This is a genomic window from Bacillus sp. JNUCC-21, from assembly GCF_041222765.1.
Taxonomy (GTDB): Bacteria; Bacillota; Bacilli; order Bacillales; family Bacillaceae; genus Bacillus; species Bacillus velezensis.
Window position 1 is genome coordinate 1865140 of sequence record NZ_CP166019.1, and the last position, 13144, is coordinate 1878283.

Below are 13144 nucleotides of genomic sequence, written 5' to 3' on the forward strand. Positions count from 1 at the left end.
GATCATGTTTAGAATTTATTTTTAAGGGGGAAATCACACATGGCTCACTCTCATTCCGGTTCGGTCAACTATTTTGAAAGCGCAAACAAAGTGATTTACGAAGGGAAAGAATCCACGAATCCTTTAGCATTTAAATACTATAATTCTCAAGAAGTAATTGGCGGAAAAACGATGAAAGAGCATTTGCGATTTTCTATTGCCTATTGGCATACATTTACCGCTGACGGCACAGACATTTTTGGCGCAGCTACGATGCAGAGACCGTGGGATCACTATAAAGGCATGGATCTGGCGAGAGCGAGGGTAGATGCAGCGTTTGAGCTGTTTGAAAAACTGGATGCGCCATTTTTTGCTTTTCATGACCGGGATATCGCACCGGAAGGAAGTACGTTAAAAGAGACAAATCAAAATCTGGATTTAATCGTGGATATGATAAAAGACTACATGAGTACCAGCGGCGTTAAGTTATTATGGAATACTGCAAACATGTTTACGAATCCCCGTTTCGTCCATGGTGCGGCGACTTCTTGTAACGCAGATGTATTTGCGTATGCCGCAGCCCAAGTAAAAAAAGGATTAGAAACAGCAAAAGAGCTTGGCGCCGAGAACTATGTATTTTGGGGCGGACGTGAAGGGTACGAAACTTTGTTAAATACCGATTTAAAATTTGAGCTTGATAATATGGCCAGATTTATGCATATGGCAGTGGATTATGCGAAGGAAATCGGGTATACAGGGCAGTTTTTGATTGAACCAAAACCAAAAGAGCCGACTACCCATCAATATGATACGGACGCAGCAACAACCATTGCCTTTTTAAAGCAATATGGCTTAGACAATCATTTTAAATTAAATCTCGAAGCCAATCATGCCACATTAGCCGGGCATACATTCGAACATGAATTACGCATGGCGAGAGTGCATGGCCTTCTTGGCTCTGTTGACGCGAATCAGGGTGATCCGCTTTTAGGCTGGGACACAGATGAATTTCCGACAGATTTATATTCTGCGACATTAGCAATGTACGAAATTCTGCAAAATGGCGGTCTTGGAAGCGGCGGATTAAACTTTGACGCAAAGGTCAGGAGATCTTCTTTTGAGCCTGATGATTTACTATATGCCCATGTTGCAGGGATGGATACATTTGCAAGAGGGTTGAAAGCCGCCCACAAATTAATCGAAGATCGTGTGTTTGAAGATGTGATTCAACACCGTTACCGCAGCTTTACTGAAGGGATTGGTCTTGAAATTGCAGAAGGAAGAGCTGATTTTAAGACACTTGAGCAATATGCGCTGAACAATCAGCCAATTAAAAATGAATCAGGGAGACAGGAGCGGTTAAAAGCGATATTAAATCAATACATTTTACAGGTATAATGAAAAAAGAAGCTCCAGATCCCGCTGTAAAAAGATGCAGGCAGCCAAGTTCCCGGAATGGCCCGTCATGAAGTTACTGTTATGGCGGGTCATTTCAATGGGGATCTATTTAGAGAGGAAGGAGTGAAAAAATGAAGTATGTCATTGGAATAGATCTTGGAACGAGTGCCGTTAAAACCATTTTAGTCAATCAAAACGGCAAGGTTTGTGCAGAAACGTCCAAAAGTTACCCGCTCATCCAAGAGAAGGCGGGATATAGTGAGCAAAATCCTGAAGACTGGGTGCAGCAAACAATTGAAGCATTGGCTGAATTGATTTCGATATCCAACGTTCAACCCGGGGATATTGACGGGATTAGCTATTCAGGACAAATGCATGGGTTAGTACTGCTTGATCAAGATCGGCAGGTGCTGCGTCATGCGATTCTTTGGAATGATACCAGAACGACGCCTCAATGTAGCAGAATTACCGAGACATTTGGCGATCATCTGCTTGATATCACAAAAAACCGTGTCCTTGAAGGGTTTACATTACCTAAAATGTTATGGGTGAAGGAACATGAGCCTGAACTTTTTCATAAAACCGCTGTTTTTTTGCTTCCGAAAGACTATGTGAGATTCCGCATGACTGGCGCCATTCACACCGAATACTCCGACGCGGCGGGAACGTTACTTTTACATATGACCCGCAAAGAGTGGAGCGAGGAGATTTGCAATCAATTTGGTATTTCAGCGGAAATTTGTCCTCCGCTTGTTGAATCCCATGACTGTGTAGGATCGCTGCTTCCGAGCGTTGCGGCGGAGACTGGGCTGTTGGAAAAAACAAAAGTGTACGCTGGGGGAGCAGACAATGCTTGCGGTGCTGTCGGAGCCGGTATTCTTTCTTCCGGAAAAACATTATGCAGTATCGGGACGTCAGGAGTCATACTTTCCTGTGAAGAAGACAAAGAAAGGGACTTTAAAGGGAAAGTGCACTTTTTTAATCATGGAAAGAAGGATTCTTTTTATACGATGGGAGTCACGCTCGCTGCAGGGTACAGCTTGGACTGGTTTAAAAGAACGTTTGCGCCGAACGAATCGTTTGAACAATTATTACGGGGGGTGGAATCTGTTCCGATAGGAGCAAATGGACTGCTGTACACTCCTTACTTAGTCGGTGAAAGAACGCCGCATGCTGATTCATCTATTCGGGGAAGCTTGATCGGAATGGACGGAGCCCATAAAAGAGAGCACTTTTTGAGGGCGATAATGGAAGGCATCACATTCTCTTTATATGAATCAATTGAGCTATTCCGCGAAGCGGGAAAATCAGTTGATACGGTTGTCTCTATTGGCGGGGGAGCTAAAAATGAAACGTGGCTTCAAATGCAGGCTGATATTTTCAATACGAGGGTGGTTAAGTTAGAGAATGAACAAGGTCCCGCCATGGGGGCTGCGATGTTAGCTGCCTTCGGAAGCGGGTGGTTTGACTCTCTTGAAGAATGCGCAGAGCAGTTCATTCATGAAGCAGCTGCATTTTATCCAAAAGAACAAAACGTTCAAAAATATAAAACACTATTCGAGTTGTATAAGAACATTTACGTTCACACAAAAGATCTCAACACAGCTTTAAAGAGTTTTAGACAAAAATGAAGAAAGAACCTCGCCAAATTGGCCAGGTTCTTTTTATATTGCACAAAAACAGACACGGTGATATAATCAGAACACGCGCGCTTTCTGTGTGAAAAGTCATAGTTATCCATCTTATATTATGATTATATCATGCTGAAAAGCTCTTGTCAAATTTTTTTGAAGGGGAGATATAGAATGAGTTCTTTGGTTCTCGGCATTCACGAAATTGAAAAAACACAGCCTTTGCTCGTTGGAGGAAAAGGGTTACATTTAGGGGAATTATCAAAAATTCAAGGAATACAAGTACCGGAAGGATTTTGTGTCACAACCGCAGGATATCAAAAAGCCATTGAACAAAACGAAACATTACAAGCGCTGTTGGATCAACTGACTATGCTGAAAGTGGAGAATCGCGATCAAATTGGTGAAGTCAGCAAAAAAATCCGGCAAACCATTATGGAAGCAGAAATTCCTTCAGGTGTAGTCAAAGCAGTTGCTTGCCATCTCTCCCGGTTCGGCGACGAACATGCCTATGCCGTACGTTCCAGTGCGACAGCTGAGGATTTACCGCATGCTTCTTTTGCCGGTCAACAAGACACCTATTTAAATATTACCGGCGTCGATGCGATCTTGCAGCATATCAGTAAATGTTGGGCGTCCCTATTTACGGATCGCGCGGTCATTTACCGTATGCAAAATGGGTTTAATCACAGCCAAGTTTATTTATCCGTTATCATCCAAAGGATGGTGTTCCCTCAGGCTTCGGGAATTGTATTTACCGCTGATCCGATGACCGGAAACCGAAAGCTGCTATCCATCGATGCCGGTTTTGGACTTGGTGAAGCACTGGTCTCCGGCTTAGTCTCTGCCGATTGTTATAAAGTACAGAACGGGCAAATCGTCGATAAGAGAATAGAACCCAAAAAATTGGCTATCTATGGACGAAAAGAAGGCGGAACGGAAACACAGGAGATCGCTCTTGATCAGCAAAAGGTTCAAACACTGACTGATGAACAAATTTTACAGCTGGCACGTATCGGGAGACAGATCGAAGCTCATTTCGGCCAGCCGCAAGATATCGAATGGTGTTTGGACCGCGATACTTTTTATATTGTCCAAAGTCGTCCGATCACAACGTTATACCCCGTTCCTGAAGCGAACGATCAAGAAAATCGCGTCTATATCTCTGTTGGTCATCAGCAAATGATGACGGATCCCATAAAACCCCTTGGATTGTCATTTTTTCTGTTGACGACTGCTGCACCCATGTGTAAAGCCGGCGGAAGGCTATTCGTTGATGTCACACATCAACTGGCATCTCCTACTGTCAGAGAAGTTTTCTTAAAAGGCATGGGGCAGCACGATCCGCTCTTAAAAGACGCACTTATGACCATAATAGAGCGAGATGATTTCATTAAGCCGATACCTGATAAAACGGCACCGATTCCCGGCAAAGGCAATGCAGATATGCCGGATCAAGCTGAGAACGATCCGGCCATTGTTTCTGATTTGATTAAGAGCAGTCAAGCATCGATAGAAGAGTTAAAACAAAACATCCAGACGAAATCAGGATCTGATTTATGTCGTTTTATTTTGGAAGATATCAAGGAATTAAAGAAGATTTTATTTAACCCAAAAAGTTCGGTGTTGATTCGAACTGCAATGGATGCTTCATCATGGATTAACGAAAAAATGAACGAGTGGTTAGGTGAAAAAAACGCAGCAGATACGCTTTCTCAATCTGTACCCCATAATATTACCTCGGAAATGGGGCTTGCGCTATTGGACGTCGCCGATGTGATCCGCCCTTATCCAGAAGTAATTGCCTATTTAGAGAATGTAAAAGATGATCACTTTTTGGATGGGCTGGTGACGTGTGAAGGCGGGCGGGAAACCCGTGACGCTATCTATGCTTATCTCAACAAGTACGGAATGCGATGTGCCGGAGAAATTGATATGACAAGAACTCGATGGAGCGAAAAACCAACTGCACTTGTCCCTATGATTCTTAATAATCTCAAAAACTTTGAGCCAAATGCCAGCCAGCGGAAATTTGAGCAAGGGCGGCAGGAGGCGTTGAAGAAAGAACAAGAGTTATTAGACCGATTGAAGCAATTGCCGGATGGTGAACAAAAAGCCAAAGAAACCAAACGAATGATCGGCATCATCCGGAACTTCAGCGGGTTCAGAGAATATCCAAAATACGGCATGATCAGCCGCTACTTCGTTTATAAGCAGGCTTTACTGAAAGAAGCCGAACAACTCGCAGAAGCGGGCGTTATTCATGAAAAAGAGGACATATACTATCTCACTTTTGAAGAACTTCAGGAAGTCGTACGCACACATAAATTGGATTACCAAATCATCAGCACACGAAAAGGCGAGTACCAAGTATATGAAAAACTATCTCCGCCGCGTGTTATCACATCTGACGGTGAAATCGTTACAGGCGAGTACAAACGAGAAAATCTCCCGGCCGGAGCGATTGCAGGGCTGCCCGTTTCCTCGGGAGTCATAGAGGGGCGGGCACGGGTTATTTTAAACATGGAAGATGCCGATTTGGAAGATGGGGATATATTAGTTACCCCTTATACTGATCCCAGCTGGACACCATTGTTTGTATCCATAAAAGGCCTGGTCACTGAAGTTGGCGGACTGATGACCCATGGAGCGGTTATCGCGCGTGAATACGGCTTACCTGCAGTTGTCGGAGTTAAAAATGCAACCCAATTGATAAAAGATGGGCAGCGAATACGCGTTCATGGAACAGAAGGCTCTATTGAAATATTATAATAGCGGGGGTATGCAGCGCGTCACCAGATATTTCCCGCATTTTAACTAAAAAAGACCGGAACCTCTTAAAGGAGGAATCCGGTTTTTTTTATGTGAAAATGACTTAATGTGTGAACACCGTATTTTGTGGGCGGACCCTTTTTAAATGAGTGTGGAAGGCCGCTAAGATACCAAACAAATAAGATTCAGTGACTAAATCTAACGAATGACAATTTTATAAGGGTGAGTAATATCCTTTTTAAGTTCACAACATCTGTAATCCTGATGAATTAAAAACGCCTTAGTAACAACTATTTAGGGGCTATGTTCATGAACAAGTCTTTATTCAAAAACAAAATGACATTTTGGGTTAATGGCGTTAAAGATGAAGATAAGTCTGGTGTCTTTGAAAGAGAAAGGTCTGCAGAAGATACAACGGGGCCATCATCAACATGCTGAGTGCTAAGTGTTGGACTGGATATGTATCAGATTGTTTAGGCGATAAGAATATTAGCCAATGGGCAATCACTGGTTTAGCTATTTTATATGGAACTGCTAGCAAATTGTTGATCTTCGGAATCGTTTTTAAAGAATGGATCAATGCTTTTTGGATTATTCGCCTCATTCTTCATAGCGGCAATATTGGCGCAGGCAGGTGAGGAAACGTTCCCGCTTACCAGAGCAAAAATAAAAAATGGTTATCTTAGATGGATTTTTTTAAAAAGTAAAAACGCCATAAAACTTCTTATGGCGTCTGTCCGAACTAAGGGATGCAATGTTTGGGAGACGAATATAAATCGTCAATGTGCTAGAAAAGGAATGCAGCACCTACAATGATTAACAAAATGAACAGCACAACGATCAATACGAAAGAACTTCCACCGTAATTTCCACCGTAGTTCCCCATATTATTGCCACCTCCTGTTGTTAGGATAGTACATAATATGCCGGACGATAAATTTCGACATAGATTTAAGTCTAAATAAGAAAAAATGGATGTTATGTCTAAAATGAAGAGCTTCTAAGAATATAAAATAATGGAAAGTTAACTGAAAGAGAGAAATGGATTAAACGGTTTGCTGTTTAAAGAGGAGGGATATGGCTAAACATGCAATAAAACTGTGTATGAAAGTGGTGAGCCATGAAGTTACTTCATCATGCAGAGCCACATACGAAGAGGTACAGGGAAATTATAGTTAACGAAAATATTCATCATTTCCCGGGCAAGCGCAGTATACGACAAATCAAAACAAATCACAAAGGGACGGAAGGTACGATACAAGGAGGCTGCTTGCGGGTTTGTGATGCCGATAAAGTTTCCGTTTCAAAAAGGTCATATGTTTATTCGAAACTTTACGTTTATTCCTGCAGAAGGCTTGTAAAAGAAAGTCGGCAAAACTGCCGACTTTCCTAACGGAATTTAAATCTCAACAGATCTAAAGAAACCATCGACACTATCACCGGTGCCGCTATCATATTTCAGGATGTATTCTCCTTTTTGGTTAACGCTGAATTCCTGAATGAACGTTTTCCCCGCATTTAATGTCGTAGAGGATAAGAGTGTATTCCCATTAGGATAATTAATGGTGAATTTGAAAGATTTGCTGCCGTCATTCGCAACAAAAACTCTGATTTTTCCTGGAGAGCTGCCTTGATAGTTGAATGAAACCTTACCGGTACCGCCAGAAAAAGGCTGACAGGCAATATACGGAGCGTCACATGACCAACCAGCAGGTTTCATAACTTTATCTGGATTTGGCAAGGATTTTGCAGAAACATCTTCAGTCCCCATTAATGGAATTAACCCAAAAGCAAGAGCGCCGGCAATAACTTTCTTTTTCATTCGTATTCCTCCTCTTAATAGTGAATGTGATACAGCTATAAATTTACAATATTTATAAAATAATTCCTTCTTTTTCAAATTGAGAGAAGAAGAAAAAATTTTAAGAGGACAAATAAATGTCACAAATTTACAATCCGTACACTGCAGTAAACTGGTCAAAGCATGAAGATGATTTCACTTAAAATGAAAAAGCGGCCTATTGGGTGGGGTATATTTGTAGGCAACGATGACCGGGGCGGCTGCGGATCAACTGAAACGAAGTATATTCCCAGGCAAGAAGTATTTCTTTAACCTGAAACTTTTATAAAGCATTAACGTATTACTTTATAAAGGTAAATAAGGAGGCTTCTGAATGGGATTAAAAAATTTCTTTAATACTGAGTTAAAATGCTCTATCTGCGGAAAAACATTAAAATCAGGGGATGAGATAACAGCTTATCTTACACTTCCGAGTGAGAATAAGATGCCTGTGGGGAGAATGGATAAAGTGTTAAGCAAACACTCTGATAAGGTCTGCTGTAAAAAGTGCAGTGAGTAGGTTTTTAGTGTTATGAGGAACCTCTGGCGGGTTTCCTCATAACAAATATCAACCAATTAAATTAGAAAAAAGCGAAATTGTGATGATTAAAGTAGATAAAGAACTGAGGGATACCAAAGGGATCATTTTTCGTTTACTTTGTTTTTTTGAAGGTTTGTTTAGCTCGTGGATCACTGCACCCCATAAAAGCATGGATGCTAAAATGATAAGACTCATATGTAACAACACTCCCTTATTTTTATGAATTTTACCATATTTATCACAAGGATGTCGATAGAACGAACATCTCTATAAAAAGAAGATTTTTATCTAAAGTTGTTGAGAGATTCAGTGAACTATTATGTAGATTAAATTGGGCCTCAAATTACTCAGTGAAGATGAAGCTGTATACATAAGCAAAGGTTCAACATGCGTTTTATTGAATATCAGATGAAGCGATAGAAGGGTTTATCGGGGTCGCAAAGCATATGGTTATTCGCATATTATGCGGTTGGGTGGAAAAATTAAGCTTTCTGCGTGGTATCTTGAAGTGACAGGAGGTGAGCGGCATAAATGTGTCAGAGCCAAAAGAGCACTTCCAACCCTAATAAGGAAAGGAATTGAGAATTGAAATTAGAACGTTTGTTATCAATCATATTCAAGCTCTTACATAATGAAATTTTATCTGCTTCCAGTTTAGCTGATGAATTTCAAGTATCAACGCGGACAATTTATAGAGACATCGAAGCGATTTGTGCAGCTGGAATACCAGTCGTTTCATACCAAGGGGCTAACGGCGGTTTTGGGATAATGAGAGGATACAAATTTGATAAAAGTTTAATCGGTTCTCATGATGTATTGAATTTAATTACAGTATTAAGCAGTTTGTCGAGTGTTTTTGAAGATAAGGAAGTTGAACACACGATAGATAGATTAAAATCTCTGGATACAAGCGAAAGCAGCAGGACTTTGTATGTTAACTTGGAAAACCTTAGAACAGAACCGAATTCATTAATCCGGCTGCGAAAAGCTATACAGGAAAAAAAGGCAGTACGCTTTGATTATGTCAGTAATAAGAATGAATTTACATCACGTGAAGTAGAACCTATCCACCTTCATTATAAGTTTCGTAATTGGTATGTATATGGCTTCTGCAGAGAACGTCAAGACGATAGAGAATTTAGAGTATCACGTATGATGAATATAACGCTTACTCAAGAAGAGTTTTTGCGCAGTCACAAAGTGAAAGATGAACCATCTTATTCAGAATCCAATGCGGAAGGGTTTGAGGATGTTGTCATTTGGGTTGATCCCAATTCTCTGGCAAAAGCTTTAGATCAATTTCAGAACGCGTCTAAAGTCATGAACAGTGATGGAAGTATGACGTTTACCATTTCTGTTTATCAGCCTCTTCATGCCGGATGGCTTATATCAATTCTCTTAAGTTTTGGCAGCGGAGCTAAAATGATAAAACCGGTGCAGCTGCAATCAAAATTAATCGCTGAAGCCAAAAAAATAATGAAAGTTTATCAAGATGTATGACGATCTGCTGTCATATATCTTTTTTTATAATCATAAGCATCAACTTTAAAGGAGAAGATGTTAAATGAACCATGCGAAAAATATGTATCAGTACCATGTTTGGGCGAATAAAGCGTTATTAGAAAGAATAAAGGAATTACCAAGTAACGTTCTTTATAAAGAGGTTCGCAGTTCATATCCTACAATTGCTCAAACGTTCAGTCACATCTTCGCGGTGGATGCTATGTGGCTGCAAGTACTTAAAGGAATAGACATGCAGGAAGCAGTGGAAGGTTCTGCGGCTTATGCAGAAAGGGCTCATTTATATTCTGCAGATGAATTTGCGGCGTCTTATGAAGAACTGGCTTCACAGTTTGAAGAATGGATGAATAGCCAAACAGATTTAGAACAAAAAATGAACTTAAATAATCCTTGGTTAGGTTACAGAGAAACTGCTTACTCAGAAATTTTATTCCATGTTGCCAATCACGGAACTTATCATCGGGGCAGCATAACAACTATGTTAAGACAGCAGGGCTACACTTCGGCAATGAATGACCTTGTATTATATTGGTATCAGGATTAGTTCAGAGAATACTTGCAAAATGAATAACCGCTGAATGGTCTGTAAAGTTTCTTTTCTGAACTAAATGACATCTGGGTGGGGCGCTGAGCAAGAATAGAGATCAAAGGCTGCCGTATCATTCCCGGCAGCCTTAATGATTAGGAAGTAAAATCGATAACCATACGGCCGGTCACTTTGCCTTGCTCCATTTCTTCAAAAATATCATTCACATCTTCAATCGGGCGTTTTGTCACTTTAGGTACAACTTTACCGTCTGCAGCAAATTGAAAAGCTTCCTTCAGGTCTTCTCTGGTACCTACTAATGAACCTACTACCTGAATTCCATCTAACACGAGACGGGGAATATCTAAATCCATTTTGTCCACCGGTAAACCGACGGCGACTACGCGAGCTCCTGCTTTTACAACATCAATCGCTTGATTGAAAGGGGTTTTAGAGACAGCCGTGATGACCACTGCATCAAGCCCTAAATCGTTAGTCACTTCTTTTGCTTTAGCGACGGGGTCTTCGTTTAAACTGTTTACAACCGCATCAGCGCCTAAGCTCTTAGCAAAATTCAATTTTTCATCGCTAATGTCGAAAGCGATCACTTTAGCGTTAAAGATGTTTTTTGCATATTGAACAGCCAAGTTGCCTAAACCGCCGACTCCAAATACACCGATCCATTGACCTGGTTTAATTTCACTGACTTTAACCGCTTTATAAGTTGTTACACCTGCACAAGTAATGCTGCTTGCTGCTGCAGGATCTAAATTTTCCGGCACCTTTATTGCATAATCAACCGCTACGATTGCTTCTTCAGCCATTGCGCCGTCAACTGTATAGCCGGCATTTTTTACATCCCGGCACAAGGTTTCACGGCCAGTTAGGCAATATTCGCAGCGGCCGCAGCTTTCAAACATCCAGGCAATAGAGACGCGGTCTCCCTTTTTTAAATTTGTTACGCCTTCACCAATCTCAGTTACAATGCCTATTCCCTCATGACCTAAAGTGACGCCAGTAACATCCCCGAAATCAGCATTTTTAACATGTAAGTCAGTATGACATACACCGCAGTATTCCATCTTAACTTTGGCTTCACCATGTCGCAAAGGACGTAATTCTTTTTGTACGATCGCTATACTTTTGTCTTTTGTTGCTACTACTGCTTTCACATCATACACCCCTTTTTATTATTCGCAGAAAATTGTTACTTATCTTACAATTTAGCACATCGCTCTTGTTTTGAAAACCCTTACATTATTTTACGGACAAGTGTTTCTGCAAAAATTGTGGGAGCTATGCAGGGAGGAATCTATGGATGATTTGTCATCCGAATGGTGTTTAAATGGGGGTTTGTCGTCTCCAAATGCCACAGAATGCTTTGAATTTGTGGTCGTAATCGTTCTGCCGATATTTGAGCTTAAACTGCAGAGAATTACACTGGCAGGAGATGATTTTACCCTTAGTGAAAAGAATTTCACGGGTAATCATTTGAAATTGAGCGCGGCTGATAAGGTGAATGGTGATGCAAACAGAAATCATTACTTATTGATCACAAAAGGAGCCGGCTGCGGAGATGTGTGCATTAAAGGCTTTTACGGATTCGAACACGATGAGCCGGATGCAGATTGGTGAGCGATACACAGTCAAGGTATTTCCTTGACCTTTTTTATGGCTATACTGATAATTAAAAGTAATCATAGTAAACTAAAGTTACAATAAAAGTAACGAAATACAAATTTTAAGGAGTTGCATAAAATCATTCTTTTAAAGAGAAGGGGATTAGGTTGGATCAGTTAATAAATCCTACGAAACATTCTTTTTATTTTAGGCTAAGTAAACATGACTGTTATAAAGTTAGAACAGGAAAGTGCTCCTTAGATTTAACTGATAAGGAATTTAATGCTTTAGAAGGCGAAGATCATGAATATGCACTAAAATGCAGAAGATTGGCTGCGCACTACATAAAACCAGACATGCATAAAAAACATTCAGGAATATATGCAAGCGTAAATGCTTGCGGTCATATTTCGTTTAGTAATGGTCAGCACAGGATGTGTATTTGTAAAAGGTCAGGTGTCGATAAATTACTTATTCATTTATCAAACAACGGAGATTATATATGTCATATATGTCAGGACAAAAACAAAAAAAAATTAACAGTTAAAGAAAAACTGAAGCAAAGGTTTTTTAAAAAGGATTCGAATAAACTTGCAAGAGAAAATGATTTTATTGATGATGAGTTTTTTGATTAAACCAATCTTTTATTTCAAATGGAGGGGTACATTTGGGTATACTCAACATTTTCAAGAACAAAGTTAAAAATGAACAAAATGAGAATAAAAATAATAATATTAACACTGTTGGCGTTAATAACGAAACAGAGATGGTATCGAAAAAAGAAAATTTCCCAATCTTGATTCAAGAGACAGGCTTCTCAAGGAAATATGAAGAAAAGTCTGCATTTTTCGAGTATATAGACTTTAAGGTTGCAGGAACATCACACTATCAAAAAGATATTAAGAAAGCCATCAAGACTGAGGATGAAGATAGCTTTTTCTTCGATAAAAAATATGATGGTATGACAAATAAAGAGATTCTAGAATCAACTTTTGATGAGCCGATATTTATTTATCATAATTCCCTTTTCTCAAATTGTGAATTGCGGTTAGAAGAGAACAACAAGTACGATCCGGAAGCTATAGCTGTCTATGTAAATGATTGCAAAGTAGGACATGTTCCTCGAAAGAATTTTCAAGAAGGCAAGAAATACATTTACGATCACTTAAAGAGTGGTATAAGGCACCCGATATCAGCAAGTTTGTATGGAGGGAAATATAAAGTTAACCGCGATGATACAAAGATTGAAACAGGAGAAACAGATTATAAAATTGAATGTCAAATAGTGATTAAAACAGACAAATAGACAATAAAAC

The 13144-nt window shown here is 40.0% G+C and carries 14 protein-coding genes; 11 read left to right on the forward strand and 3 right to left on the reverse strand.

Going from position 1 to position 13144, the window contains the following annotated elements; all coding sequences use genetic code 11:
• Window positions 1-39: 39 nt before the first annotated feature.
• The 5 genes from xylA to JNUCC21_RS09240 all read left to right on the forward strand — a co-directional run bounded on the left by xylA (window position 40) and on the right by JNUCC21_RS09240 (window position 6418).
• Window positions 40-1377, forward strand: coding sequence for a xylose isomerase (gene xylA, locus JNUCC21_RS09220; RefSeq protein ID WP_369878763.1), 1338 nt, complete (start codon window positions 40-42; stop codon window positions 1375-1377).
• A gap of 131 nt (window positions 1378-1508) precedes the next feature.
• Window positions 1509-3008: a xylulokinase gene (gene xylB / locus JNUCC21_RS09225; protein ID WP_369878764.1), complete on the forward strand. Its 1500-nt coding sequence runs from the start codon at window positions 1509-1511 to the stop codon at window positions 3006-3008.
• Between the two features lie 174 nt (window positions 3009-3182).
• A complete protein-coding gene (gene ppsA, locus JNUCC21_RS09230; RefSeq protein WP_369878765.1) occupies window positions 3183-5780 on the forward strand; it encodes a phosphoenolpyruvate synthase in 2598 nt (865 codons plus the stop codon).
• 309 nt (window positions 5781-6089) lie between these two features.
• Complete coding sequence (locus tag JNUCC21_RS09235) at window positions 6090-6218, forward strand: hypothetical protein (RefSeq protein WP_369878766.1); 129 nt, start codon at window positions 6090-6092, stop codon at window positions 6216-6218.
• The gene (locus tag JNUCC21_RS09240; protein WP_369878767.1) at window positions 6212-6418 is read left to right on the forward strand and encodes a hypothetical protein; all 207 of its coding nucleotides are present in this window, start codon (window positions 6212-6214) and stop codon (window positions 6416-6418) included. Before JNUCC21_RS09235 ends, JNUCC21_RS09240 begins: the two co-directional genes overlap by 7 nt.
• A gap of 149 nt (window positions 6419-6567) precedes the next feature.
• On the opposite strand, the gene JNUCC21_RS09245 is transcribed toward JNUCC21_RS09240, so the two are convergent.
• Together JNUCC21_RS09245 and JNUCC21_RS09250 are read right to left on the reverse strand one after the other, a co-directional pair.
• A complete protein-coding gene (locus JNUCC21_RS09245) occupies window positions 6568-6666 on the reverse strand; it encodes a YjcZ family sporulation protein (RefSeq protein WP_003154037.1) in 99 nt (32 codons plus the stop codon).
• A gap of 513 nt (window positions 6667-7179) precedes the next feature.
• Window positions 7180-7602: a hypothetical protein gene (locus JNUCC21_RS09250; protein ID WP_369878768.1), complete on the reverse strand. Its 423-nt coding sequence runs from the start codon at window positions 7600-7602 to the stop codon at window positions 7180-7182.
• A gap of 352 nt (window positions 7603-7954) precedes the next feature.
• Here JNUCC21_RS09250 and JNUCC21_RS09255 point away from each other — a divergent pair, with 352 nt between their 5' ends.
• The 3 genes from JNUCC21_RS09255 (at window position 7955) to JNUCC21_RS09265 (ending at window position 10226) form a co-directional block, all read left to right on the forward strand.
• Window positions 7955-8140: a hypothetical protein gene (locus JNUCC21_RS09255; protein ID WP_369878769.1), complete on the forward strand. Its 186-nt coding sequence runs from the start codon at window positions 7955-7957 to the stop codon at window positions 8138-8140.
• Between the two features lie 606 nt (window positions 8141-8746).
• Window positions 8747-9661 (forward strand): YafY family protein, encoded by a 915-nt coding sequence (locus tag JNUCC21_RS09260; protein ID WP_224181744.1) that lies wholly within the window; start codon window positions 8747-8749, stop codon window positions 9659-9661.
• Window positions 9662-9725: 64 nt separating this feature from the next.
• Window positions 9726-10226, forward strand: coding sequence for a DinB family protein (locus JNUCC21_RS09265; protein WP_369878770.1), 501 nt, complete (start codon window positions 9726-9728; stop codon window positions 10224-10226).
• A gap of 137 nt (window positions 10227-10363) precedes the next feature.
• Here the strand turns inward: JNUCC21_RS09265 and adhP are convergent, their stop codons facing one another.
• On the reverse strand, window positions 10364-11380 hold the full coding sequence (gene adhP / locus JNUCC21_RS09270) for an alcohol dehydrogenase AdhP (RefSeq protein ID WP_369878771.1): 1017 nt from the start codon (window positions 11378-11380) through the stop codon (window positions 10364-10366).
• A gap of 142 nt (window positions 11381-11522) precedes the next feature.
• Between adhP and JNUCC21_RS09275 the strand changes: the two genes are divergently transcribed.
• The 3 genes from JNUCC21_RS09275 to JNUCC21_RS09285 all read left to right on the forward strand — a co-directional run bounded on the left by JNUCC21_RS09275 (window position 11523) and on the right by JNUCC21_RS09285 (window position 13134).
• Window positions 11523-11843 (forward strand): hypothetical protein, encoded by a 321-nt coding sequence (locus tag JNUCC21_RS09275; RefSeq protein ID WP_225307349.1) that lies wholly within the window; start codon window positions 11523-11525, stop codon window positions 11841-11843.
• Window positions 11844-11995: 152 nt separating this feature from the next.
• On the forward strand, window positions 11996-12463 hold the full coding sequence (locus JNUCC21_RS09280) for a hypothetical protein (RefSeq protein ID WP_251248437.1): 468 nt from the start codon (window positions 11996-11998) through the stop codon (window positions 12461-12463).
• Window positions 12464-12495: 32 nt separating this feature from the next.
• Complete coding sequence (locus JNUCC21_RS09285; RefSeq protein WP_251248436.1) at window positions 12496-13134, forward strand: HIRAN domain-containing protein; 639 nt, start codon at window positions 12496-12498, stop codon at window positions 13132-13134.
• Window positions 13135-13144: the final 10 nt, after the last annotated feature.